Origin of the sequence: Streptococcus suis YS56 (assembly GCF_000440115.1) — a bacterium.
GTDB lineage: Bacteria > Bacillota > Bacilli > Lactobacillales > Streptococcaceae > Streptococcus > Streptococcus suis_L.
On sequence record NZ_ALMY01000081.1, the window covers coordinates 1 to 24298 of the forward strand.

The following is a 24298-nucleotide window of genomic DNA, read 5'->3' on the forward strand; positions in this document are numbered from 1 at the left end:
TCGGAGTCAGAAGTTCCAGCTTCTTCAACCCCAGAAAAAGAATCTGAGTCGGGTCAATCTTCATCTTCAACGGAATCAACTGTTCCTGAATCTCCAACTACAGAAGAAAGTCCTATTTCTGACCAATCCGATTCAACAACCGAATCAAGTACGTCAGGCGAACCAGCTTCCGATACTCCAAATGACTCAGAAACACCAGTTACTTCGGCATCAGAGGGAGTTAATCCTAATCAGCCAGCAGACTCTACCGTCCCAAGTGATTCTTCATCTGATTCACCACAACAGCCAGAAGCACCTGCTAAAATCAAACCAGAGTTAGACGTAGCAATGCTGAAAGAGAATGTAGATGATAAGATTGTGGAACTAAGCTATACTTTGACAGACACGGACTCCACATTTGTTCAGGCTGTAGTTTCTCTACATAAGGGTGATGAATTAGTCACAGAAATCGCTATTCAAGCTAAAGATGAGTTAGATAAGGTTCGTTTTACAGAATTATTGCTAAATACTGAATATACTGTTAAAACAAGATTTACTTACCATTTAGGCAACGAAGATATTGAAGAGGTACTTCCTACAGAAAAATTTGAACTAGAAAATAAATTACTGGAATTACGAGACTACAAGAGTATTGAGCTATATCAGGTGGATGAAAATGGAGAAAAAACAAGAGTTACAGCCTTGAGCAATCTTCCAACTTCTACAGAAAATTATCTTGTTAAAATTGCTACTGTAAACAATAAAGATATTTACCTCCCTGTCGATAACTTTGAGAATGATATCAATGGCATTAAGGTGAGCATTATTCATCCAAAATTAGTGAAATTTAATCAGAACAATCATAGTTTCGATGAACACCATACCTTTACAGTTGATAAGCTCGTTTTACAAGAGGGTGCCTACAGTAAATTTAGTGAATTAGTAGATGCCATCAATAACAATCCTAGTGGAACCTACTATCTAGCTGCAGATATGGTAGTTGATAAGTCGGTTTCAACGGACACCTACATTACCAAAGAATTTACTGGTAGTCTGAAGAGCCTGGGTGACCACAAAACTTATTCTATTTTGCAGTTGGATAGACCACTTTTCAGTACGCTCAAGAACGCTAGGGTAGAAAACATCTCCTTAAAAGACGTGGCGATTTCAAACGAGCAAACGGAAGTAGCTGCTCTAGCTAAAAAATCAGACAAGTCTATCATCGATAAGGTTTCTATTTCAGGAAATATTACTGCCAAACAAAATATTGCTGGCATTGTCTATAACGCCACAAACGGCACGACCATTAGTAATTCCATTGTTAATGTCAACCTAAGAAATACAGCAAGTCATGAAGCTTATTATATGGGTGGAGTTACAGGGATTTTAAATAGTTCAACCATTGATAAGGTGCGGGCTACTGTTGCGATTGATGCTAAAACTGCAAGTGGACGCGGACAAAAAATCGGTGGCGTAACAGCGGAGATGATAATGCTAACCCAGCAACCGATCATGACAAATGTCTATGTTACAGGTAAAATAGAAGCCAGCGCCCCTGCTGATACAGGTGGTGTGGTTGGCTTAGCTAGAATGTCTTTCTTGAATAATATAGCAACAGGTGCATCTGTCACAAATGGCGGGATCATCGCTTCGGGTCAAAATCTATATACTACATATGGATCAGTGCTAACAAATATTCATACTGTCGAGAATAATGCAGCAGGGCAACCAAATCCTGCTATTCAGTCTACAAGCCTTTCTCAAGAAGCCGTATTAGAGAAAATCAAGGCATGGGGAATTCCAACAGCACCAACCACGACAGGACAGGAAACTACCGACAGTCAGTCGAATTCAGTGCAGACCATCGATTATAACCAGGTTCAAAATGCTCAGGCTGAACGAAGAACTGCCTATGAAAACACTGCTAAGTTGTTGCCTTTCTATGATCGGAATACGATTGTTAAATATGGGAACTTGATTGATGAAACAAGCAACCTCTACAGCAAACCTATCCAATCTGTTCTTACCTTGACTGAGGATGGCATAGTAACAAATCTCTATGATCAACATGCTTCCTTGAATAAATTGCTGATCCATTTTGAAGACGGAACTTCAGAAATACTACCCCTAGTGTTTAAGGGTGAGTATGGCAACACCAAGGTTGTGGAATATCGTTTAGGCGAACAACTCCTCTATACACCGGAACAGTTACTATCTCTGGAATCCAGCCTCATCGATGATCTAGTAGCGGCATTTTCACAGGTTGAACTTTACAGCGAAAAGATGGCTAACATCTTGCATATCCAAACATCTGATAAACAAGCCAAATTAAAAGACTTGTATTTAGATGAATCCTTTGCAGAAGTCAAAGCCAATCTCAAGGGCCATATCAAAGGTTTGTTGGCAAATAGACAGGTGGTTGATACCACAAGCAAGGCTGTCAGGGATGTCATTAAAAACGAATTCTTGGCAGACAAAGAAAAAATCATGTTTGCACTTGCCTACCTCAATAGGCTATACGGTATTACATACGGAGATACCAACATCAAGAATATTGTGCTCCATCATGCAGATTTTTATAGTCGTCAACTTGATACTCTTGAGTGGTTGAAGTCCTTTACAGAAAAGATAATCAAGGATACGGATGTGTATTATGTTTCACAAAATGGCTATGAAAATATGTATTTTGACAGATTAACACTTGCCAATAATGCAGCTATTCATAAGGAACGCTTTGGGCATTTATCTGGTCAACTCGGAACAGTTCGTGATTTCTTGGAATACAATAAGAAATTATTCTTGGGAGAAGTTGATTCAAGGAAGTGGTTCAAAGAAGCGACCAATGCCTTTGTTTATGAAATTCCATCAAATGTAAACTCGAGCATTGACACCAGTCTATACAGCCATTTGGGACGTATTCCACGCTATGAAAAATACTATTTGCCACTGCTGAATATCAAGGAAAAAGATGATATTTTTGTCTTGAGTTCTATGGCTACAGTAGCCTTTGGTGGTTATGGAAGATATGTGGATACAGCTTTGAAAAAGACCAATCCTGACCAATATTACCAACATGTCCAGTCGGTACAGACAGGTCTGATACCAAAACATGCCAAACGCTTGGGTGACTTCTTGGATATGTGGTATCAGATGGCAGATTCTCATCTGAGAGACAAGTTTATCCAACGCTCAACTGAAATTTGGGATGGCTATTGGATCAAGGATTCAAATGCATTTGAAGACCAAACTGATAAACGTCGTTGGGCAGATAAGTATGACCAGGAATACCGCTATGTACAGGAGTTAGCAGGTGCCTTGAATGAATGGCATAGAAAATCGACTGATAGCGCCTTTTCAGACACAGAAACCTTTGTTAAATTCTCCAATCGAGATATGCTATCTGATTTAGGAGATTCGACCATGAGCCATGAATTGATCCATAACTATGATGAAACCATCATGTTGGACGGTCATAAGCGTCGTCCTGGTCAAGATGCAGAATCCTATGCTATGGGCTTGTTGCAGTCATCAGCTGGTGGGGGGATTTATTACTATGGATTTAATTTCATGAATGAACATAGTCCAAATACTCCACACAATGTTTCAAATAGTCGTTTCCAAACAAAAGAGGATTTGCAAACCTATCTAAAAGGGCTCTTTGATGTTACCTACCTCTTGGATGCGGTCGAAATCCAAGCTATTGCTGCCAAGGGGAAAGAGGCTTATCCTTACTTCTTTAACAAGATAGAGTTGGTCCCAGCCAATGAAGCAACTGTTGGTCAGTCCCTTGGCTATCAAAATGCACATGACCGTATTAGGAAATTGAGTAATGAGGAACTGGCTAACTTGAACATTGCGACTATCAATGATGCCATTGACCATGCCCTAGTTGCCAAAACATCACTGTTACCAGAGCAAGACTATTTGCGTGAAAATTTGAAGAACTACTATTTCGTACCTCTCTATTATCCGATCTATGCAGGATTACAAAATAATCAAGGTACTGTTGGTGGTTTACAATTCCGTAAGACAGCCTTGGAGCTACTAGCGGCAAAAGGGTGGGAAGATGGTTTTATTCCATATGCAACAGATAAGCTAAAAGCAGAAGCAGAGGCGGCAGGCCGTCCACTATCTGATCAGTTTATTTTTGAAAAACTATTTGTTAATCACTATACTGACTATGCAAGTTTCAAAAAAGCTATGTACAAGGAACGCTGGGATAAGAAAGATAGACTGAGGGCCGTCACGATTAGCTTCAATGGTCAGACTGAAACAATAGATAATGTTGAAACGCTGAGCAGGCTGATGGCGGATGCTGTCGATAAAGATTATCAGGCCGCTAAGAATAAGCAAGCAGGATTTAATCGCCAAAGTTTGAAAGACGCTATTTTGAAAGCCTATGTCGGTTTGACAGATAGCTTCACATCTTCGATATTTACTGACTGATCTAGATCTAGTTATGTTTCTTAGTCTACTTGGCTCTTTTAGGAAGAAGTTGGAATGATTGTATTTTCAGCTTCTTCCTTTTATTTTTTCCAACTATCTACTAAATTATGGTATAATTACCATAGTATTGTTTTTAGGAGAATTTAGAAATGGAAATCGTTCGCGAAAAAGAATTTGTCAATCAGTATCACTTTGATGCACGTAATCATGCCTGGGAAAAGGAAAACGGGGTGCCAGAAACCAAATTAAATGTTGATTTCCAACTACTTGAACGCAATGAGGAAGAAAATAAAACGTCAATGATTACTATTTTACGTTTTATCATTGTTTTGAATCATTTTGTAATCTCAGGTGCTATGAGCCAAGCTGTTCATCTACAGGGACGTTATGTTAATGAACCGACTGAATTTACTGATGAAGAAAAACGAACCTTAGTTGAGCCGCTATTGGATATGCTAAAACGCATGACCTATGATGTCACAGAAATCGCTTTTGATGCACCAGGGGTAAATTTGGAGTTTTAATATGAAATTAGCAGTTATTACTGACTCATCAGCTGTTTTAGGGATAGAACATGAGGACTTGTTTGTCTTAAATATTCCAGTCCACATTGATGGTCAAGACTTTATTGAAGGACAAAATTTGACGGTTGAGGAATTTTATCAAAAAATGGCCTCTTCAAAAGAATTGCCAAAAACCAGTCAACCAAGTTTGATGGAATTGGAAGAAATTCTTGGAGGCTTGAAAGATAAAGGCTACACGCACGCGTTAGGTTTGTTTTTATCATCAGGTATTTCAGGTTTTTATCAAAATATTCAGTATTTGGCTGATGAATTTGAAGGATTAACCATTGCCTTTCCAGATACAAAAATCACCTCAGCACCTTTGGGCATGATGGTGGAGAATGTCCTTAAATGGGCTGATGCAGGATTAGGTTTTGAAGAAATTACTGGCAAGTTGGAGCAAGAAATTGGCAAGACAACTGCCTTTATCATGGTTGATGACCTCAATCATTTGGTAAAAGGTGGTCGCTTGTCCAATGGTGCGGCATTGCTTGGCAATCTCTTGAGCATCAAACCGATTCTGTATTTTACAGGTGAGGGTAAGATCGAGGTTTATGAAAAAGTTCGGACGGAGAAGAAAGCCATTAAGCGTTTAATCGAAATTCTCCAAGAACAAACCAATGAAGGACAATATCAGATTGCTATTATTCATGCCAATGCGCCTGAAAAGGCTGAAAACTTTAAACAGCAATTGGAAGAAGCAGGTGTCGGCAGCGATTTACCAATCGTGTCATTTGGTTCAGTCATCGGTACACACTTGGGAGAAGGGGCTGTGGCCTTTGGTATTTCTCCCATTATTGAATAGGAGTTTTCATGACAATTAAGGTAATTATCGCAGGATTTAAAGGGAAAATGGGCTCAACGGCTGTTGAAATGGTCAAGGGTGACGCAGCACTTAGTCTCGCGGCCTTGGTGGATCCATTTGCGACAGAAGCAGAAGTGGACGGTGTTCCTGTTTTCAAGACCAAAGAAGAAGTTGCCAGCCTAGAAGCGGATGTCTGGGTGGATTTTACAACGCCAAAATTTGCCTATGAAAACACCCGTTTTGCCTTGGAAAATGGCTTCGCACCTGTGGTTGGTACAACGGGCTTTACCCCAGAAGAAATCGAAGAATTAACCGCCTTGTCTGCTGAGAAGGGCTTGGGAGGCTTGATTGCTCCTAACTTTGCGATCGGAGCAATCTTGCTCATGCAATTCGCGGCTCAGGCAGCCAAGTATTTCCCAAATCTTGAAATCATTGAATTACACCATGACAAGAAGAAGGATGCTCCGAGCGGAACAGCTGTTAAGACAGCAGAACTCATTTCCCAAGTCCGTCAGTCACAGGCTCAAGGTGCAGCAGATGAAGAAGAACTGATTGCTGGAGCTCGTGGGGCAGAATTTGACGGCTTCCGTATCCACTCAGTACGCTTGCCAGGCCTTGTTGCCCATCAGGAAGTGATTTTTGGGGCACAGGGAGAAGGATTGACCATTCGTCATGATTCTTACGATCGCATTTCCTTTATGGGCGGTGTCAACCTCGGCATTAAAGAGGTTGTCAAACGCTCACAACTCGTTTATGGTTTGGAACACTTATTATGAAATTAAACAATCTGCCTTCTGAGTTTCAGGAGGCTTTGCCGATTTTAGAGAAAATTAAAGCAGCTGGCTTCGAGGCTTATTTTGTTGGCGGCTCCGTACGGGATGCTATTTTGGGCAGACCTATTCATGATGTCGATATTGCGACATCCAGCTACCCTCAGGAAACCAAGCAGATTTTCCCGCGTACCATTGATGTGGGGATTGAGCATGGGACGGTCTTGGTCTTAGAAGGCAGCAAAGAGTATGAAATCACGACCTTTCGGACGGAGGAGGAGTATGTGGACTTCCGCAGACCGAGCCAGGTTTCTTTTGTGCGTTCCTTAGAAGAGGATCTCAAGCGCCGCGACTTCACAGTCAATGCCTTTGCCCTGGATGAAGAGGCTCAAATCGTGGACCTTTTTGATGGGATGACCGACTTGGAAAACCGCACCCTACGGGCTGTAGGCATACCGGCTGAGCGTTTCAACGAAGATGCCCTCCGTATCATGCGTGGATTTCGCTTTGCGGCGACCTTGGACTTTGAGATTGAGCCGACGACATTTACAGCTATGGTTGAAACCGCACCGCTCTTGGAAAAAATCTCCGTGGAGCGCAGTTTTATCGAGTTTGATAAACTCTTGATGGCAGATTTTTGGCGAAAAGGCTTGCGCGCTATGATTGACTCCAAGGCTTACAATTTCTTGCCTGATCTAGCAGAAAAGGGAGAAAAACTTGAAACCATGCTGACCAGTTTGGTAGAGGATTTCCGATTTTCGACTTCTGAACAAGCTTGGGCCATGCTCTTTGTCTGTTTAGGTATCGAGAACATCAAGTCCTTCCTGAAAAAATGGAAAACCAGCAATGATTTTCAACGCACTGTTGTGAAGTTGGTAGAGATTTATCAACTCCGCCAAGCAGGTCCAGTAACCAAGCAAATCTGTTTCAAGTATGGCAAAGAATTTTTGTACTTAGTAGAAGAACTCCGTCAAGCACAAGGTTTGACTACGGATTTTGCAGCAATTGACAAGATTGACCAAGCCTTGACTATCCACGACAAGCATGAAATTGTGGTCAATGGAGGACATCTGATGAAGGCATTTGATCTCAAACCAGGTCCAGTATTGGGAGAACTACTCAAAGAGGTGGAATTCCAGATTGTGGAAGGGCAGCTGGCAAACGAAGAGCAAGTGATTATGACATTTGTGAAAGGAATTTTAGTGAATGAGTGATTTTATCGTTGAACACCTGACCAAGTCTGTCGGTGACAAGACAGTTTTTGCAGGCCTTTCATTTATCATCCACCAAGGCGACCGTATCGGGATTATCGGGGTCAATGGTACAGGAAAGACGACTTTGTTGGATGTTCTGTCAGGTCGCATCGGTTTTGATGGAGACGTGTCACCTTTCCAAAGCAAGAATGCCTACAAAATTTCTTACCTGACCCAGGAACCTGACTTTGATGAAAGTAAGACGGTTTTAGACACCGTTCTTTCTTCTGACCTCCGTGAAACCCAGCTGATTCGTGACTACGAGCTGCTCTTATCTCATTACGATGAAACCAGTCAAGCAAGACTGGAGAAAGTCATGGCAGAGATGGATTCTCTCAATGCTTGGGAGATTGAAAGCCAGGTCAAGACCGTCTTGTCTAAACTGGGTCTGACAGACCTCAACAAGACAGTTGCGGAGTTATCTGGCGGTTTGCGTAGACGGGTTCAGTTGGCCCAAGTCCTCCTTGGCAATGCTGACTTGCTCTTGCTGGATGAACCGACTAACCATCTGGATATTGATACCATTGAATGGTTGACGACTTTCTTGAAAAATACTAAAAAGTCTGTTCTCTTTATTACCCACGATCGCTATTTCTTGGACAATGTGGCGACACGGATTTTTGAATTAGACCGCGCCAGCTTAACCGAATATCAGGGAAATTACCAGGACTATGTTCGCTTGAAGGCAGAACAGGACGAGCGAGATGCCGCCCTTTGCCATAAGAAAGAGCAGCTCTACAAACAAGAGCTGGCTTGGATGCGCAGACAACCGCAAGCTCGTGCAACCAAGCAGCAGGCTCGTATCAATCGTTTCCATGACCTCAAAGGCGATTTAGCCAACAAGATAGACGATAGCGAGCTGGAAATCAATTTTGAAACCTCTCGTATTGGTAAAAAAGTCATCAATTTTGAACATGTCAGCTTTTCCTATCCTGACAAGCCCATTTTAAAAGACTTTAACCTGCTCATTCAAAACAAGGACCGCATCGGTATTGTCGGTGATAATGGTAAAGGAAAATCTACCTTACTCAATCTAATCGCAGGTGATTTGCATGCAGACAGTGGTAAGGTAGATATTGGTGAAACTATCCGTATCGGTTATTTTTCTCAGACCATCAAGGGCTTGGACGAAAGCAAGCGGGTCATCAATTTCTTGCAGGAAGTGGCAGAAGAAGCTAAAACGACATCTGGTATGGTTTCTATCGCAGAACTCTTGGAGCAATTCCTCTTTCCACGTAACACCCATGGTACCCTGATTGAAAAATTGTCTGGTGGGGAGAAGAAGCGACTTTACCTGCTGAAAATTCTCTTGGAAAGACCAAATGTTCTCTTACTAGATGAGCCGACCAACGACTTGGACATAGCGACTCTGACAGTCTTGGAACATTTCTTGCAGAGCTTTACTGGTCCAGTCATTACCGTTAGTCACGACCGTTATTTCCTAGACAAGGTTGCCAATAAAATCTTGGCTTTCGAAGATAAGGGTATTGAGACTTTCTTTGGCAACTACACAGACTATCTGGATGAGAAGGCTTTTCTGGCTTCCAGCTCTGCCATTTCCTTGGAAAAACCAAAGGAGAAAACCGAGAAGGTCAAAGAGAACAAGAAGCGGATGTCCTACTTTGAGAAGCAGGAATGGGCGACCATCGAAGAGGATATTGCTGGCTTGGAGGAGCGGATTGCGGAAATCGAGGCGGAAATGCTAACCTGTGGCAGTGATTTTTCAAAATTGTCCGATTTGCAGAAGGAATTGGATGAGAAAAACGATCTGCTCTTGGAAAAATATGAACGCTATGAGTATCTGAGCGAGTTGGAGGGCTAGATGAAAGTTCTTGTCATGTCATATATGGTCATCTATCTCTTGGTGACCTTGGGAGCGGCTTTGTTTAGCTATTTTAAGACCAAAAAGATGAATGCTTTACGCTTGGTGTTAACGGTTTTATCCATGCTCTTGCTGGCTGTCACGCTCTATTTTTACAGCCAAGCCTATCATGCTCTTCAGATGGTGGGGTTTGCTCTAGGATTTACCTTTATTTCTACTCTATTTCTCTATAACGGAACGAAAGAAGGTAGTAATTTTACGGTTGCCATGCTCTTTTCTGTCGGTCGCTTTATCTTGCATATTCAATTTTTAATTTTGCTCTATCTTTTTAGATAGGGCATTATTTATACTTACAAATTTATGAAAAGGCTTTACGCAAACCTTTGCATTGTGATATAATAAAGAAAATACATTTGAGGTGATGATTATGTCTAAAAAAATTATTGGTATTGACTTGGGTGGTACATCTGTTAAGTTGGCAATTCTGACGACTGATGGCGAGATTCAAGAAAAATGGTCTATCAAGACAAATATTTTGGATGAAGGAAGTCACATTGTTCCTGATATTATTGAGAGCATTCTACACCGCTTTGAAACTCATGGTTTGACAAAGGATGATTTCTTGGGTGTTGGTATGGGGTCTCCCGGTGTGGTTGATAGCGAAGCTGGTACTGTTATCGGTGCCTATAACCTTAACTGGAAAACCTTGCAGTTGGTCAAAGAACAGTTTGAGGCTGCCCTTGGTCTGCCATTTTTCATCGACAATGATGCCAACGTAGCAGCCCTCGGTGAGCAATGGGTTGGTGCTGGAAACAACAATCCAAACGTTGTCTTTATGACCCTTGGAACTGGTGTTGGCGGTGGCGTCATCGCTGCTGGCAATCTCATTCGTGGTGTCAAAGGTGCTGGTGGTGAATTGGGCCATATCACAGTTGACTTTGATGAGCCATTTGCTTGTACTTGTGGTAAAAAAGGGTGCTTGGAAACTGTGGCTTCTGCGACAGGTATTGTTAACCTCAGCCGACGCTATGCTGATCAATACGCTGGCGATGCAAAACTGAAACAAATGATTGATGATGGCCAAGATGTAACGGCTAAGGATGTCTTTGATTTGGCAAAAGAAGGCGATGATTTGGCTTTGATTGTCTACCGTCACTTCTCAGAATGCCTAGGTGTTGCTTGTGCAAACATTGCTGCAGTCCTCAATCCTGCCTACATCGTTCTGGGTGGCGGTGTGTCAGCAGCAGGAGAGTTCTTATTGGATGGTGTTCGCAAGGTCTTTGCTGAGAACAGCTTCCCACAAATCAAGGAAAGCACACAAATTGTTTTGGCAACACGTGGCAATGATGCAGGTGTCTTAGGTGCTGCATCACTCGTCTTGAAATAATATCTAAAGCAGAGGGAACTCTGCTTTTTTTAAATCCGCTGTCACAATTTCTTTATATACATATATTGAAAAAGGTGGTGAAAAAGCGTACAATGAAAGTGTAAAGAGAAAGGAGTGTTGGTCCATGAAACAAGTAAATATGTCAAAAGTAACGGATTATCTGACAATACTTGGTTTGTTGATTTTGCTATCTGCCTTTTTCCTTGATAACTGGATTCGTGATTGGTTCTTCCCGTCTAGTTGGGGAAACGTGGCGACCATGATGATTTTGCCTTTGCTAGGGGCATTGATTCTCATCTTGTCGATTTACTATAAAAAACTTTGGACGGGCATTACCAGTATTCTATTGATTATTTCCTTCCCCTTGATATTTGGACTGGGCTATGTTTTCTTTGGTCCCTAGAAGGAGTTTCTAATGAATATGACACTATTAAAACGGTTAAATTTAGTTTTGTACAGCCTTGCAACTTTTCTCATGGTCTTGCTATTTTTACAAATAGGCCAATGGTTTGATATTGTAAATGTGAATTTCAAACTAACATTTTTCATCATTCCCTTTTTTGGTCTCGCTAGTTTACCAACGGCTATTTACACTAAAAATGTTCGTCAGATATTGTTGAGTGTTCTCTTGGTTGCCTTGTATTTTATACTGTTCAGTCTAGTAACTGCCCTCGCTGGTTTGTTCCAGCTCAACCTCTACCCCTTGCTATATAAATGAGAACTCCAGTGCAAACTGGAGTTTTTTATCAGAACATGCTATACTAAACTCATGACTAAAGCAGATAGTATTTTTAAAGAAAACATTCGTAAGATTATGGAAGAGGGCGTTTTTTCAGAAAATGCTCGCCCTCGTTACAAGGATGGAAATATTGCCAATTCCAAGTACGTTACAGGTGCCTTTGCTGAATATGATTTGTCTAAGGGCGAGTTTCCTATTACAACACTTAGACCTATTCCAATTAAGTCGGCCATCAAAGAAATTCTCTGGATTTACCAAGACCAGACCAATGATTTGTCGGTTTTACAGGAAAAATACGGTGTCCAGTATTGGAATGATTGGGAAGTTGAGGGAACTGGCACAATCGGTGAACGTTACGGTGCTATTGTGAAAAAACATGACATTATTTCAAAAATCCTCAAGCAATTGGAGGAAAATCCATGGAATCGCCGCAATGTGATTTCTTTGTGGGATTATGAAGCGTTTGACCAATCTGCAGGTCTCTTGCCATGTGCCTTTCAGACTATGTTTGACGTTCGACGAGTGGATGGGGAGATTTACCTGGATGCAACTCTAACTCAGCGGTCAAATGATATGCTAGTAGCCCATCATATCAACGCTATGCAGTATGTAGCCCTTCAGATGATGATTGCTAAACATTTTGGCTGGAAGGTTGGGAAGTTTTTCTATTTCATCAACAATCTTCACATCTATGATAATCAGTTTGAACAAGCTGAAGAATTGCTCCGCCGTACACCATCTGAAGTAGAGCCTCGTTTGGTCTTGAACGTCCCAGACGGAACAAACTTTTTTGATATTAAAGCAGAAGATTTTGAGTTGGTGGACTATGAGCCGGTTAAGCCGCAGTTAAAATTCGATCTAGCAATTTAACTGGATTAGCAGTGAAGAACTTCGTTCTTTTACCTCGCTTCTTTATTTTTAGGCTCAGGCTGAAACAGTTTCCCGACCTGTTTCACTTCCAACCTTCAACAGTCTATACTCAGACTGTCGAAGCCAGTTAAACCGCAACTCAAATTTGACTTGGCGTTTTAAGATGAGGGGGCTTTCCAGCACCAGTGAGATTCACATTCTACGAATCTCGGAATCTCCCCTATCTCTGAGGAGTCGGTGATAGTTTCAGCATGATAAAAATTTGCACTAGACCTACTTGGTAAGTGCATTTTTCATGTTTTTTTGATAGAATGATAGGACGGAAAGTGAGAGAAAATGACTAAAAAGATTGTTGCCATTTGGGCTCAAGATGAAAATGGATTGATTGGAAAAGGTGATAGACTTCCTTGGTCATTACCAGCTGACTTAGCTCATTTCAAAGAAACGACAACAGGTCACACGATGGTGATGGGACGTATAACCTTCGACGGCATGGGTAAACGTGCTCTTCCCAATCGTCACACCATCGTTTTGACAACGGATAAAACCTATCAACTAGAGAGTGAACGTGTTACCATTTTACACAGTGTGGAAGATGTCCTAGATTGGTATAACAAACAGGAGCAGACACTATTTGTGATTGGTGGGGGACAAATTTTTACTGCCTTTGCACCTTACATTGAAACATTAATAGTGACAGATATTCACGGTCAATTTAATGGCGATGTGTATTTTCCGAAAGCATTTCCTATGGAGAAATTTCAGCTACAAAGCGCCAATTTACGTCCAAAAGACGAGAAAAACCCGTATGATTTTACAATAAAAACCTATGAAAGAAGAGATGGTTAGGCATGGAGAGAAGTTTATTCGGTTTATTTACAGCATTTCTCTGTGGGATTTGTGTTCTTTGTGCGATTCAAGCCTTTCGGAAGAAACGTTTTGGTTTAGCAATTTTATTTTTACTGAATGCTTTTACCAATCTGGTCAATAGTATTCATGCCATTTATGGATTTTTATTTAGATAAGAGATATGAAAGAGGAAACACATGGCTGTTAAGCATACACATGAGCTAATCTATTGCTCATTTTGCGGAAAAAATCAAGAAGAAGTTAAAAAAATTATTGCAGGAAACAATGTTTTCATTTGTAATGAGTGTGTGGAGTTAGCTCAAGAAATCATTCGTGAAGAACTGGCAGAAGAAGTTTTGACAGACTTAGCCGATACGCCAAAGCCACAGGAATTGCTCGATATTTTAAACAATTATGTCATTGGACAAGATCGTGCTAAACGTGCCTTGGCTGTCGCTGTCTACAACCATTACAAACGTATCAATTTCCAAGATAGTCGCGATGAAAATGATGTTGATTTACAGAAATCAAACATTCTCATGATTGGTCCAACAGGTTCTGGTAAGACATTCTTGGCTCAAACCTTGGCTAAAAGTTTGAATGTCCCGTTTGCTATTGCTGATGCGACCGCTCTTACTGAGGCGGGTTATGTTGGTGAAGACGTAGAAAATATCCTCCTCAAACTTTTGCAGGCTGCAGACTTTAACATCGACCGTGCAGAAAGAGGAATTATCTATGTGGATGAAATTGATAAAATTGCCAAAAAAGGTGAAAATGTGTCCATTACCCGCGATGTATCTGGTGAAGGTGTCCAGCAAGCTCTCCTAAAAATTATCGAGGGAACTGTGGCCAGCGTACCACCACAAGGCGGACGCAAACATCCAAACCAAGAAATGATTCACGTGGACACCAAAAATATCCTGTTCATCGTTGGCGGTGCATTTGATGGTATCGAAGAAATCGTCAAACAGCGTCTCGGTGAAAAAATCATCGGTTTTGGTCATAATAATCGTGCTATTGATGAAAAAGAATCATACATGCAACATATCATTGCAGACGATATTCAAAAATTCGGTATCATTCCAGAGTTGATTGGTCGCTTGCCTGTATTTGCAGCTTTGGACCAATTGACAACAGAGGATTTGGTACGCATTTTGACGGAACCGAAGAATGCTCTTGTAAAACAATACCAGACACTCTTGTCTTATGATGACGTGGAGCTTGACTTTGATGAGGATGCCTTGTTAGCAATTGCAGAAAAAGCAATTGAACGTAAGACTGGCGCTCGTGGACTTCGTTCCATCATTGAAGAAACGATGTTGGATGTCATGTTTGAGGTGCCAGGCCAAGATAACGTTAAACGTGTTCGTGTAACAAAAGCAGCAGTAGACGGTAAGGAAAAGCCTTTACTAGAAACTGCTTAAAAATAAAGGGTAGAAACTGATTGATTTCTACCCTTATTTATGAAAGGTATAAAATGGAAATCAACACACATAATGCTGAGATTTTGCTCAGTGCTGTTTCAAAAGCCCAGTATCCTAGCGATGACATTCCAGAAATTGCCCTTGCCGGGCGATCTAACGTTGGAAAGTCCTCATTTATCAATACTCTTCTAGGAAGAAAAAATCTTGCACGTACGTCAGGAAAACCAGGAAAGACTCAACAACTCAATTTTTATAATATAGATGATAAGATTCGATTCGTAGATGTTCCAGGTTATGGCTATGCTAAAGTATCCAAAACTGAGCGTGCTAAGTGGGGCAAAATGATTGAAGAGTATTTGACGACACGAGAAAATCTACGTGTTGTGGTGAGTTTAGTAGACATGCGTCATGAGCCATCAGCAGATGATGTTCAAATGTATGATTTCTTGAAATATTATGAAATTCCTGTTATTATTGTGGCAACGAAGGCTGATAAAATCCCACGAGGAAAGTGGAATAAGCACGAATCGATGATTAAAAAGAAATTGGATTTTGATAAAAATGATCAATTCGTTATCTTTTCTTCTGAGACTCGTCACGGATACGATCAGGCATGGGATGCTATCTTAAGTAATATCTAATAAACAGTTCAGGAGAAAAATCATGGAACGTACTTTCTTCATCATCAAACCAGATGCTCTTAAGCGTGGACTTGCGGGACAAATTCTTTCACGTATCGAATGCAGGGGATTTCAAATCCGAGATTTAAAAATGGTTACAGCAACAGAGGAGCTAATCAGTCAACATTATGATCATTTGACAGATAAACCTTTCTTCCCGCAATTAGTACAATATATGACGAGCGGGCCGATGATAGCTGGCATTATAGAAGGGCCAGAAGTTATCAAATCTTGGCGAGATATGATGGGAGCTACCAATCCAGTAAACGCCCTACCTGGGACTATTCGTGGAGATTTTGCGATAGCGCCTGTTGAGGGAATTGTGGCAAATGTCGTTCATGGTTCAGATAGTGCAGAAGCAGCCGAACGCGAGATCGGTCTTTGGCTGGGGAAATAGCAGAGCAGACACCTAGTTTTCTAGGTGTTTTTCTTTTTGATAAATTGGTGAAAAAACTGATTAGTGGTATAATGAAAAAAATCAATAATAGAGAGGTTATTCACCATGAGTCGAGGAGAAACCATTAGCAATATTAAAGCAGAAATTTCTCAAAAGGAACAAAAGATTGAAGAAATATTTTTGGAGATTGAGAACTTGCGTACTAAGAAAAAACAATGTAAAAATTGGGTGATTTTTGCTATAACGATGCTGTTCTTCTCTGTCATTGTATTCAAAGGGATGTTTCTTGTTATTATGGTATTTCTTTGTTTCATGTATGTAGTAACATCATATTTCCAATCGGATAGATGTGATGGATTGATGAGCCATTATAAAAATGAGATTGATTCTATAGAGGAGGCTATCAATAAAAATAGAGAATTCATTGCTAAGTACAAATATTTTTCGCATTTTTATGTAGCAGGTACGCAATATAGGGAAGATCGTTTTGAGCCAATGAGGGTGTTAAGATGTCTGACGTACGGCGGAGAAACTACAGATGTTAAGTTAGTTCGTGAGCCAGATAATAAGTATGACCCAAATGCAGTTAAAGTACTTGTATGTGGTTATTTTGTTGGCTATATCCCTAAAACTGCTTCTGAGGAAGTCTCCCGACTAATCGATAGAGGGGAAAAGTTGAACTTGTCAGTAGATATGGAAAGACAAGGGAGTTATGCTAAAGGTTATCGTGCTTATTACGAACTGACAATTTACGTTTTAAATGATGAAAAATTGTAATTATTAAATTCATTAAAAATATATCGAGTTTATGTGGGACAAGTAATAAAATCAGAAATTAACTCTTTGATATATTAACTGGAATTTATATATCAAAAATTAATGGTTCCATACCTTTAATCAAACAACAATTCCTTGTTTCAGTCTTATTTTATGACCGACTAGAACTTACTTTGGGAATTTACTCGTGACAACAACCTATATTTCTAGGTGTTTTTCTTATGGAAAATTATCACTAAATCTGATATAATGAGGAGTAATACCCTTGTAGAGGAAGAAACATGAATTTAGAAGATTTGAAAAAACGACAGGAGAAAATTCGTAATTTCTCCATTATTGCCCACATCGACCATGGTAAATCAACCTTGGCTGACCGTATTCTTGAGAAGACGGAAACAGTTTCCAGCCGTGAAATGCAAGCTCAGTTGCTGGATAGTATGGATTTGGAGCGTGAGCGTGGTATCACCATTAAACTGAACGCAATCGAACTCAACTATACAGCTAAAGATGGAGAGACATACATTTTCCACTTGATTGACACACCAGGACACGTTGACTTTACCTATGAAGTATCACGTTCGTTGGCTGCCTGTGAGGGTGCGATTCTGGTGGTGGATGCTGCTCAAGGGATTGAAGCACAGACCTTGGCTAACGTTTATCTAGCCTTGGACAATGATTTGGAAATCTTGCCAATCATTAACAAGATTGACCTGCCAGCAGCAGACCCAGAGCGTGTTCGTCAGGAAATCGAAGATGTGATTGGTTTGGATGCTTCAGAAGCAGTGCCAACATCAGCTAAGGCAGGTATTGGTATCGAGGAGATCTTGGAGCAGATTGTCGAGAAGGTTCCAGCACCGACTGGTGATGTCGAAGCTCCTTTGCAAGCATTGATTTTTGACTCTGTCTATGACCCTTATCGTGGGGTTATCCTCCAAGTTCGTATCGTCAATGGTGTCGTGAAGCCAGGTGATACCATCCAGATGATGAGCAATGGCAAGACCTTTGATGTAACAGAAGTCGGAATTTTCACACCAAAAGCCATTGGTCGTGATTTCCTAGCAGTTGGAGATGTTGGCTATATCGCAGCTTCTATCAAGACTGTAGCTGATACCCGTGTCGGTGATACAGTGACCTTGGCGGAAAATCCTGCCAGCGAGCCACTAGCAGGCTACAAGCAGATGAACCCAATGGTCTTTGCAGGTATCTATCCAATCGATTCCAACAAGTACAATGATCTACGTGAAGCCTTGGAAAAACTCCAACTCAATGATGCTAGCTTACAGTTTGAGCCAGAAACTTCACAGGCTCTCGGATTCGGTTTCCGATGTGGATTCTTGGGGCTCTTGCACATGGATGTTATCCAAGAACGGATTGAGCGGGAGTTTAACATTGACCTCATCATGACAGCACCGTCGGTAGTCTACCATGTCAACATGACAGACGGAGAAATGATTGATGTAGCCAACCCGTCAGAGTTTCCTGACCCAACCAAGATTGCTACTATCGAAGAACCTTACGTTAAAGCGCAAATTATGGTACCGCAGGAATACGTCGGTGCAGTCATGGAATTGGCTCAGCGGAAACGTGGTGACTTTGTGACTATGGATTATATTGATGATAACCGTGTCAATGTTATCTACCAAATTCCACTTGCGGAGATTGTCTTTGACTTCTTTGACAAGCTTAAGTCATCCACTCGTGGTTATGCCAGCTTCGACTATGAGATTTCTGAATACCGTTCATCCAAGTTGGTGAAAATGGATATTCTCCTCAATGGGGATAAGGTCGATGCTCTCAGCTTTATCGTCCACAAGGAATTTGCCTATGAACGAGGGAAAATTATCGTGGACAAACTCAAGAAAATCATCCCTCGTCAGCAATTTGAAGTGCCTATTCAGGCAGCTATCGGTCAGAAAATCGTTGCCCGTAGTGATATTAAGGCCCTTCGCAAAAACGTTTTGGCCAAGTGTTATGGTGGTGACGTTTCCCGTAAACGTAAACTCCTAGAAAAACAAAAAGCCGGTAAGAAACGGATGAAAGCCATCGGCTCTGTCGAAGTTCCACAAGAAGCCTTCCTCAGCGTCCTCAGCATGGATGAAGACGATAAGAAATAAACTTAATACAAAGAAACACTCCTGCATTTTGTTGCAAGAGTGTTTTCTCTTATTTACGTTTCATTTCACCTTGTGGGTAGTAAGTCCCTTCAGGCATATCATTGATGAAGACATGAATGGCTTCTTTTGGCGCATTAGTATTACGAGATACAACTTCGGTAACTTCACGTGCTAAGGCAATCTTTTGTTCTTCTGTGCGTCCTTCAAACAAATCAATACGTACAAACGGCATATATTTCCTCCTTTATTTTTCGTTTATTGTACCATAGTTTTTATGATTCTCCAAGGATATTTTCATAAGATGTTGCAAAATATATTTATATTTTGTTATAATAATATCGCGATCAACAATAAGGAGAATGATTTATGTTTAAGAAAAAAGCAACTCAGATAGTTAGCGAAACGTCAATAAAAAAATCTAGAAAGTTTCTTAATCGGAAAACAACAGGAATAACTGGCGGTGTCCTACTTACAACATTTATCGGTTCACAATTAATGACTGCTGAGCTTCCGAAAAAAGATGACCTTTATGGACAACAGTATGTAACAGTCGTAAAACATCTTCAAGAAGCAGGTTTTAAAAATATTCAGGGGGTGGAAATTACTGATTTAGAATTTGGAAAAATAGGGGAGAGCGATCTTGTCGAACTCGTCTCTGTTGACGGAGAAGATTGGAAGGAAGGACGGGCTTTAAAAAATATCCCAATTACAATCTCCTACCATGTTCCCAAAAAAGATGCCGTTGAATTCAAACTACCAGCTTCTAAAAATTTAGCAGATGTCGAGAAAGAGCTGAAAGATTCAGGTTTTAAACAAGTCGAACTAACTCCTGTTCTGCTAGTAGAAGAAGGCAATGCGGACAAAAAAGATAAGATTGATCGCCTTCAAATCGGAAATCACACCTATCAATCCAATCATTTTTACTCTACTAGTCTCCCTGTTACATTAACCTATTTTGACGTTAGCAAAGATAACATCAAACTACCAGAAAATCTAGCAGAGACTAAAACAAAACCAGAGCTCGAAAAACAGCTAACAACAGCAGGATTTACAGATATCAAGTGGACTGCTGTTGCAGACAAGGATAAAGCAAAGCACGAAAAAATTCAAAAAATTAGTCTAGGTGGCGCAGAGCTTCAGTTGCCCACCAAACAGGAGATTATCAGCAAAAAATCAACCCCCATTGTAATCACCTACTACGATTTCTCTAGCTTCGCTGAACTGCCATCATCCATTTCAATGAAAACAGCTGCAGATACTAAAAAATTGTTTACTGACGGTGGTTTTTCTCAAGTATCTGAAGTAGCAACAGAGACCAATGAAATTGCTAAAAATGGACAAATCATTGCGGTCGAGATTGATGGAAAATCTTTTAACGAGATGAACGATAAGGTCATCAAAAAAGATAGCAAAGTCATTATCAAATATTGGAACGCTGAAAAAGCTATTGCTGAGAAAGCACGTAAAGAGGAGGAAGAACGTCTTGCCGCCGAAGCGAAAAAAGTTGCAGAAGCAGAAGCACAAAGCCAAGTTCAGCAATTTGCTGCTACACCATCTCAAAACACATATTATCCAAATTGTAAGGCAGTTAGACAAGCAGGAGCTGCACCAATCTATCGTGGAGAACCAGGTTACGGTAGTCATTTAGACCGTGATGGAGATGGAGTTGGGTGTGAGTAAGAAAATCGTTGACAACGTTTACATTATGTGCTATACTGCCCTTATAAGGAGGGGTTGCTCATGGCCTATAAATACCGTATGATTTTATCGTTCCTAGTCTCTGGATTATCTTTATATCTAGTGGCAACTGTTTTTGCCAAGAGTATATGGGAAGGACCTTTATTGATTACCTTTTCCTTTCTAAGCTTAATCTATGGATGTGTTATGCTCTACAAGTGGAAACCAAAGGTAGCTAAAATCATTTTTGAGTGTGTCGGAAATTTCTTATCATTCCCCTGGTCTTAATATCAAACAAGCTCAAAACGGGCTTGTTTTTCTATTTCCATAAGGACCATTTTATGATAAAATGGAGGGAGTGAAAATTTAAGATTGGAAAGAGAAAAGTGGCTCAATTATATTATAAATATGGGACAATGAACTCAGGAAAAACCATTGAGATTTTGAAGGTTGCCCACAACTATGAAGAACAAGGAAAACCTGTTGTTATCATGACATCTGCACTTGATACTCGTGATGCATTTGGTGTTGTATCCAGTCGTATAGGCATGAGAAGAGATGCAGTGGCGATTGACGATGATATGGATATCTTTGGTTTTATTGAAAAAATGGAACCGCGTCCTTACTGTGTTCTCATTGATGAAGCACAATTTCTTCGACGTCATCATGTCTACGCACTTGCTCGCGTAGTCGATGAATTAGATGTACCCGTTATGGCTTTCGGTCTTAAAAATGATTTCCGAAATGAACTGTTTGAAGGTTCCCAACATTTGCTCTTATTGGCTGATAAATTAGATGAAATCAAAACAATCTGCCAATATTGTTCTAAAAAAGCGACAATGGTTTTGAGAACGCAGGATGGAAAACCTACTTATGAAGGAGAACAAATCCAAATTGGTGGCAATGAAACCTACATTCCTGTCTGTCGCAAACATTATTTTTCACCAGAAATTAAAGATTTACCCTAATTTTTGAAAATGAAATGAGAAGCGGCTGTAAACTGAGCATCTGTATAGAACTGAATTTGCCTATGACTCTGTGCCAATTTTCATGACCTACAAATAACAGAAAGGAAATGAACACGCCCTACAAGCTAACTGGAAGTGTGTTCGGTCAAATATTTAGAAAGGAATTGAATACGGGCTACGAACTGTGCAAAAAAGATAGTTTTTCCTAGGACGCTTTCGTCCTTCGTCAAAACTCCTATTTTTGCTTTGTTCGTTTAACGCCCTTAATATCTTATAATTATGAACATCTACGATCAATTACAGGCGGTGGAGGACCGCTATGAGGAACTTGGTGAATTGTTGTCTGACCCCGATGTGGTCAGCGATACCAAGCGTTTTATGGAGTTGTCTAAGGAAGAAGCTGCGACTCGTGATACAGTAACAGCCTACCGTGAATATAAGACTGTACTTCAAAACATTGTCGATGCAGAAGAGATGATTAAAGAATCTTCTGGGGATGCTGACTTGGAGGAAATGGCTAAGGAAGAACTCAAACAAGCTAAAGCTGACAAAGAGGCTTACGAAGAAAAGCTGAAAATCCTTCTTTTACCAAAAGACCCTAACGATGACAAAAACATCATCTTGGAAATCCGTGGTGCCGCAGGTGGTGATGAAGCTGCCCTCTTTGCTGGTGACCTTTTGACCATGTACCAAAAGTATGCAGAAGGTCAAGGCTGGCGTTTTGAAGTCATGGAGGCTTCTTACAATGGTGTCGGCGGTATCAAGGAAGTGGTTGCCATGGTCTCTGGTCAATCTGTATATTCAAAACTTAAGTATGAATCAGGAGCTCATCGTGTCCAACGTGTCCCTGTGACAGAAAGCCAAGGTCGTGTCCACACCTCAACAGCAACCGTTCTCATCATGCCAGAAGTGGAAGAAGTAGAATATGACATCGATCCAAAAGATCTTCGTGTCGATATTTACCACGCATCTGGTGCTGGTGGACAGAACGTCAACAAGGTTGCGACTGCCGTGCGTATCGTGCACTTGCCAACCAACATCAAGGTAGAGATGCAGGAAGAACGGACCCAGCAGAAAAACCGTGAAAAGGCCATGAAGATCATCCGTGCCCGGGTTGCGGACCACTTTGCACAGATTGCCCAAGATGAGCAAGACGCAGAGCGCAAATCAACCATCGGTACAGGTGACCGTTCAGAGCGTATCCGTACTTACAACTTCCCACAAAACCGCGTGACAGACCACCGTATCGGCTTGACCTTGCAAAAGCTGGATACCATTTTGTCAGGTAAGATGGACGAAGTCGTAGATGCTCTTGTGCTTTACGATCAGACGCAAAAACTAGAAGAGCTTAACAAATAATGAATTACGCTCAATTATTTGCAGCATACGAAGAACAATTAGTCGCAATCGGTGAAGAGGCAGAATCCCTGTCCTTCACCTTTCGTGGCTTAAAGGGATTGAACTTTACGGAATTTCTTCTCCTGCTCCGTCAGGAAGTCACACCGACCGACAAAGAAGAGATTGATGCGATTTTTCAGCAACTTTCCCAGCACCGACCTGCCCAGTACATTATCGGCAAGGCTGATTTTCATGGCTTGGAGTTCACGGTAGATGAGCGAGTCTTGATTCCAAGACCTGAAACGGAAGAATTAGTCGATTTGATTTTGCAGGAAAATAGCGGAGCAGGTTTGCGTATATTAGACATCGGTACAGGAAGCGGTGCCATAGCTATTTCCCTTGCAAAAGCTAGACCTGATTGGGAAGTAGTAGCGGTGGATATTTCTGAGGATGCCTTAGCAGTGGCTCAGGAAAATGCAAGAACCAACCAAGTCTCTGTTCACTTTCTAGAATCGGATGTCTTGCAAGCAGTGAATGGGCAATATGACATCATTGTTTCCAATCCTCCCTACATCTCGCCGGATGACACAGACGAAGTTGGACTCAATGTATTGACTTCAGAGCCACATCTGGCCTTATTTGCGGAAGAAGATGGTCTGGCTATCTATAGACAAATTGCGGAGCAAGCAGGGGCCTTTTTGAAAGAGGATGGGAAACTCTACTTTGAAATTGGCTACAAGCAAGGGCAAGACCTAACCGACTTGCTCGCTCTGCATTTCCCCGAAAAACGAATCCGAGTCCTCAAAGACCAATTTGGTCAGGATAGAAAGGTTGTGGCGGATGACAATGGATAAACTCCGGACAATCCTTGAAAATGGTGGAGCCGTGGTTTTGCCGACTGAGACAGTTTACGGACTCTTTGCTCAAGCCTTAAATGAAGAAGCGGTCAATCGTGTCTATCAGTTGAAACAGCGCCCTAGGGACAAGGCCATGAACTTAAATGTCTCAAATCTGAACGATATTTATTTTTTCAGTCAAAATCCCCCTCATTATCTAGAAAAACTGTATAATAGATTTATGCCAGGACCGCTAACGATTATCCTGAAAGCGAACGCCAATGTTCCTTTTTGGGTTAATTCTGGCCTGGATACTGTTGGATTTCGTCTACCAAAACACGAAAAAACCCTTCGTTTGATTGCGGAAACGGGTCCCTTAATCGGACCATCAGCTAATGTTTCAGGACAAGAAAGTGGTAAAGAGTTTACCAAAGTCCTATCACAATTCTCTGAAAAATTGGAAGGGATAGCCGATGACGAGGCCTTGACTGGAATTGATTCAACCATCTTAGATCTTTCAGGACCAAAAGCTAGAATTCTCCGACAAGGCAGTATCAGCCGGGAAGAGATCCAAGCTGCTGTCCCTGAAATAGAATTTGAGTAA

The 24298-nt window shown here is 41.1% G+C and carries 23 protein-coding genes; 22 read left to right on the top strand and 1 reads right to left on the bottom strand.

What is annotated here, in order from left to right:
- The 17 genes from SST62_RS0109860 to lepA all read left to right on the top strand — a co-directional run.
- On the top strand, positions 1-4425 hold a 4425-nt coding region (locus tag SST62_RS0109860), incomplete at its 5' end, for a ZmpA/ZmpB/ZmpC family metallo-endopeptidase (RefSeq protein WP_029187223.1).
- A 149-nt stretch (positions 4426-4574) separates the two neighbouring features.
- Positions 4575-4949: a DUF1149 family protein gene (locus SST62_RS0109865; RefSeq protein WP_029187224.1), complete on the top strand. Its 375-nt coding sequence runs from the start codon at positions 4575-4577 to the stop codon at positions 4947-4949.
- Between the two features lies 1 nt (position 4950).
- Positions 4951-5793: a DegV family protein gene (locus SST62_RS0109870; protein ID WP_029187225.1), complete on the top strand. Its 843-nt coding sequence runs from the start codon at positions 4951-4953 to the stop codon at positions 5791-5793.
- An 8-nt stretch (positions 5794-5801) separates the two neighbouring features.
- Complete coding sequence (gene dapB / locus SST62_RS0109875; protein WP_029185022.1) at positions 5802-6569, top strand: 4-hydroxy-tetrahydrodipicolinate reductase; 768 nt, start codon at positions 5802-5804, stop codon at positions 6567-6569.
- Complete coding sequence (locus SST62_RS0109880; RefSeq protein WP_029187226.1) at positions 6566-7777, top strand: CCA tRNA nucleotidyltransferase; 1212 nt, start codon at positions 6566-6568, stop codon at positions 7775-7777. The genes dapB and SST62_RS0109880 overlap by 4 nt, the downstream gene beginning before the upstream one ends.
- A complete protein-coding gene (locus SST62_RS0109885) occupies positions 7770-9638 on the top strand; it encodes an ABC-F family ATP-binding cassette domain-containing protein (protein WP_029187227.1) in 1869 nt (622 codons plus the stop codon). Before SST62_RS0109880 ends, SST62_RS0109885 begins: the two co-directional genes overlap by 8 nt.
- Positions 9639-9974 (top strand): hypothetical protein, encoded by a 336-nt coding sequence (locus SST62_RS0109890; RefSeq protein ID WP_029187228.1) that lies wholly within the window; start codon positions 9639-9641, stop codon positions 9972-9974.
- Between the two features lie 91 nt (positions 9975-10065).
- Positions 10066-11025, top strand: coding sequence for an ROK family glucokinase (locus SST62_RS0109895; protein ID WP_029187229.1), 960 nt, complete (start codon positions 10066-10068; stop codon positions 11023-11025).
- A gap of 124 nt (positions 11026-11149) precedes the next feature.
- Positions 11150-11428, top strand: coding sequence for a hypothetical protein (locus SST62_RS0109900; RefSeq protein ID WP_029187230.1), 279 nt, complete (start codon positions 11150-11152; stop codon positions 11426-11428).
- A gap of 12 nt (positions 11429-11440) precedes the next feature.
- Positions 11441-11743: a hypothetical protein gene (locus SST62_RS0109905; RefSeq protein WP_029187231.1), complete on the top strand. Its 303-nt coding sequence runs from the start codon at positions 11441-11443 to the stop codon at positions 11741-11743.
- A 51-nt stretch (positions 11744-11794) separates the two neighbouring features.
- A complete protein-coding gene (locus SST62_RS0109910) occupies positions 11795-12634 on the top strand; it encodes a thymidylate synthase (RefSeq protein ID WP_029187232.1) in 840 nt (279 codons plus the stop codon).
- Positions 12635-12970: 336 nt separating this feature from the next.
- Positions 12971-13483, top strand: coding sequence for a dihydrofolate reductase (locus tag SST62_RS0109915; RefSeq protein WP_024405715.1), 513 nt, complete (start codon positions 12971-12973; stop codon positions 13481-13483).
- A gap of 197 nt (positions 13484-13680) precedes the next feature.
- Positions 13681-14907, top strand: coding sequence for an ATP-dependent Clp protease ATP-binding subunit ClpX (gene clpX, locus SST62_RS0109925; protein ID WP_024411303.1), 1227 nt, complete (start codon positions 13681-13683; stop codon positions 14905-14907).
- 53 nt (positions 14908-14960) lie between these two features.
- The gene (gene yihA / locus SST62_RS0109930) at positions 14961-15548 is read left to right on the top strand and encodes a ribosome biogenesis GTP-binding protein YihA/YsxC (RefSeq protein WP_029179053.1); all 588 of its coding nucleotides are present in this window, start codon (positions 14961-14963) and stop codon (positions 15546-15548) included.
- A 22-nt stretch (positions 15549-15570) separates the two neighbouring features.
- Complete coding sequence (ndk, locus tag SST62_RS0109935; RefSeq protein WP_029187233.1) at positions 15571-15984, top strand: nucleoside-diphosphate kinase; 414 nt, start codon at positions 15571-15573, stop codon at positions 15982-15984.
- A gap of 105 nt (positions 15985-16089) precedes the next feature.
- Positions 16090-16761, top strand: a complete 672-nt coding sequence (locus SST62_RS0109940) for an HIRAN domain-containing protein (RefSeq protein WP_029187234.1) — start codon at positions 16090-16092, stop codon at positions 16759-16761.
- A 281-nt stretch (positions 16762-17042) separates the two neighbouring features.
- On the top strand, positions 17043-18875 hold the full coding sequence (gene lepA / locus SST62_RS0109945) for a translation elongation factor 4 (protein WP_029187235.1): 1833 nt from the start codon (positions 17043-17045) through the stop codon (positions 18873-18875).
- Between the two features lie 49 nt (positions 18876-18924).
- Here lepA and SST62_RS0109950 read toward each other — a convergent pair whose 3' ends face one another.
- Entirely contained in the window at positions 18925-19107 is a 183-nt protein-coding gene (locus SST62_RS0109950; protein WP_002934978.1) for a 4-oxalocrotonate tautomerase, read from the bottom strand.
- Between the two features lie 134 nt (positions 19108-19241).
- Between SST62_RS0109950 and SST62_RS0109955 the strand changes: the two genes are divergently transcribed.
- From SST62_RS0109955 to SST62_RS0109980, 5 genes are all read left to right on the top strand, one after another.
- On the top strand, positions 19242-20555 hold the full coding sequence (locus SST62_RS0109955) for an excalibur calcium-binding domain-containing protein (RefSeq protein WP_029187236.1): 1314 nt from the start codon (positions 19242-19244) through the stop codon (positions 20553-20555).
- Between the two features lie 383 nt (positions 20556-20938).
- Positions 20939-21520 (top strand): thymidine kinase, encoded by a 582-nt coding sequence (locus SST62_RS0109965; RefSeq protein ID WP_012028098.1) that lies wholly within the window; start codon positions 20939-20941, stop codon positions 21518-21520.
- 279 nt (positions 21521-21799) lie between these two features.
- On the top strand, positions 21800-22879 hold the full coding sequence (prfA, locus tag SST62_RS0109970) for a peptide chain release factor 1 (protein WP_015646857.1): 1080 nt from the start codon (positions 21800-21802) through the stop codon (positions 22877-22879).
- Positions 22879-23712 carry a peptide chain release factor N(5)-glutamine methyltransferase gene (gene prmC, locus SST62_RS0109975; RefSeq protein WP_029187238.1) on the top strand — a complete coding sequence of 278 codons (834 nt, stop codon included), beginning with the start codon at positions 22879-22881 and terminating at the stop codon, positions 23710-23712. The genes prfA and prmC overlap by 1 nt, the downstream gene beginning before the upstream one ends.
- Positions 23699-24298, top strand: coding sequence for an L-threonylcarbamoyladenylate synthase (locus tag SST62_RS0109980; RefSeq protein ID WP_029187239.1), 600 nt, complete (start codon positions 23699-23701; stop codon positions 24296-24298). The genes prmC and SST62_RS0109980 overlap by 14 nt, the downstream gene beginning before the upstream one ends.

What these genes read in the sequence shown, in the direction of transcription:
- SST62_RS0109865 (WP_029187224.1), top strand. Translation starts at nt 4,575, where the DNA reads ATGGAAATCGTTCGCGAAAAAGAATTTGTCAATCAGTATCACTTTGAT.
- SST62_RS0109870 (WP_029187225.1), top strand. Translation starts at nt 4,951, where the DNA reads ATGAAATTAGCAGTTATTACTGACTCATCAGCTGTTTTAGGGATAGAA.
- dapB (WP_029185022.1), top strand. Translation starts at nt 5,802, where the DNA reads ATGACAATTAAGGTAATTATCGCAGGATTTAAAGGGAAAATGGGCTCA.
- SST62_RS0109880 (WP_029187226.1), top strand. Translation starts at nt 6,566, where the DNA reads ATGAAATTAAACAATCTGCCTTCTGAGTTTCAGGAGGCTTTGCCGATT.
- SST62_RS0109885 (WP_029187227.1), top strand. Translation starts at nt 7,770, where the DNA reads ATGAGTGATTTTATCGTTGAACACCTGACCAAGTCTGTCGGTGACAAG.
- SST62_RS0109890 (WP_029187228.1), top strand. Translation starts at nt 9,639, where the DNA reads ATGAAAGTTCTTGTCATGTCATATATGGTCATCTATCTCTTGGTGACC.
- SST62_RS0109895 (WP_029187229.1), top strand. Translation starts at nt 10,066, where the DNA reads ATGTCTAAAAAAATTATTGGTATTGACTTGGGTGGTACATCTGTTAAG.
- SST62_RS0109900 (WP_029187230.1), top strand. Translation starts at nt 11,150, where the DNA reads ATGAAACAAGTAAATATGTCAAAAGTAACGGATTATCTGACAATACTT.
- SST62_RS0109905 (WP_029187231.1), top strand. Translation starts at nt 11,441, where the DNA reads ATGAATATGACACTATTAAAACGGTTAAATTTAGTTTTGTACAGCCTT.
- SST62_RS0109910 (WP_029187232.1), top strand. Translation starts at nt 11,795, where the DNA reads ATGACTAAAGCAGATAGTATTTTTAAAGAAAACATTCGTAAGATTATG.
- SST62_RS0109915 (WP_024405715.1), top strand. Translation starts at nt 12,971, where the DNA reads ATGACTAAAAAGATTGTTGCCATTTGGGCTCAAGATGAAAATGGATTG.
- clpX (WP_024411303.1), top strand. Translation starts at nt 13,681, where the DNA reads ATGGCTGTTAAGCATACACATGAGCTAATCTATTGCTCATTTTGCGGA.
- yihA (WP_029179053.1), top strand. Translation starts at nt 14,961, where the DNA reads ATGGAAATCAACACACATAATGCTGAGATTTTGCTCAGTGCTGTTTCA.
- ndk (WP_029187233.1), top strand. Translation starts at nt 15,571, where the DNA reads ATGGAACGTACTTTCTTCATCATCAAACCAGATGCTCTTAAGCGTGGA.
- SST62_RS0109940 (WP_029187234.1), top strand. Translation starts at nt 16,090, where the DNA reads ATGAGTCGAGGAGAAACCATTAGCAATATTAAAGCAGAAATTTCTCAA.
- lepA (WP_029187235.1), top strand. Translation starts at nt 17,043, where the DNA reads ATGAATTTAGAAGATTTGAAAAAACGACAGGAGAAAATTCGTAATTTC.
- SST62_RS0109950 (WP_002934978.1), bottom strand. Translation starts at nt 19,107, where the DNA reads ATGCCGTTTGTACGTATTGATTTGTTTGAAGGACGCACAGAAGAACAA.
- SST62_RS0109955 (WP_029187236.1), top strand. Translation starts at nt 19,242, where the DNA reads ATGTTTAAGAAAAAAGCAACTCAGATAGTTAGCGAAACGTCAATAAAA.
- prfA (WP_015646857.1), top strand. Translation starts at nt 21,800, where the DNA reads ATGAACATCTACGATCAATTACAGGCGGTGGAGGACCGCTATGAGGAA.
- prmC (WP_029187238.1), top strand. Translation starts at nt 22,879, where the DNA reads ATGAATTACGCTCAATTATTTGCAGCATACGAAGAACAATTAGTCGCA.
- SST62_RS0109980 (WP_029187239.1), top strand. Translation starts at nt 23,699, where the DNA reads ATGACAATGGATAAACTCCGGACAATCCTTGAAAATGGTGGAGCCGTG.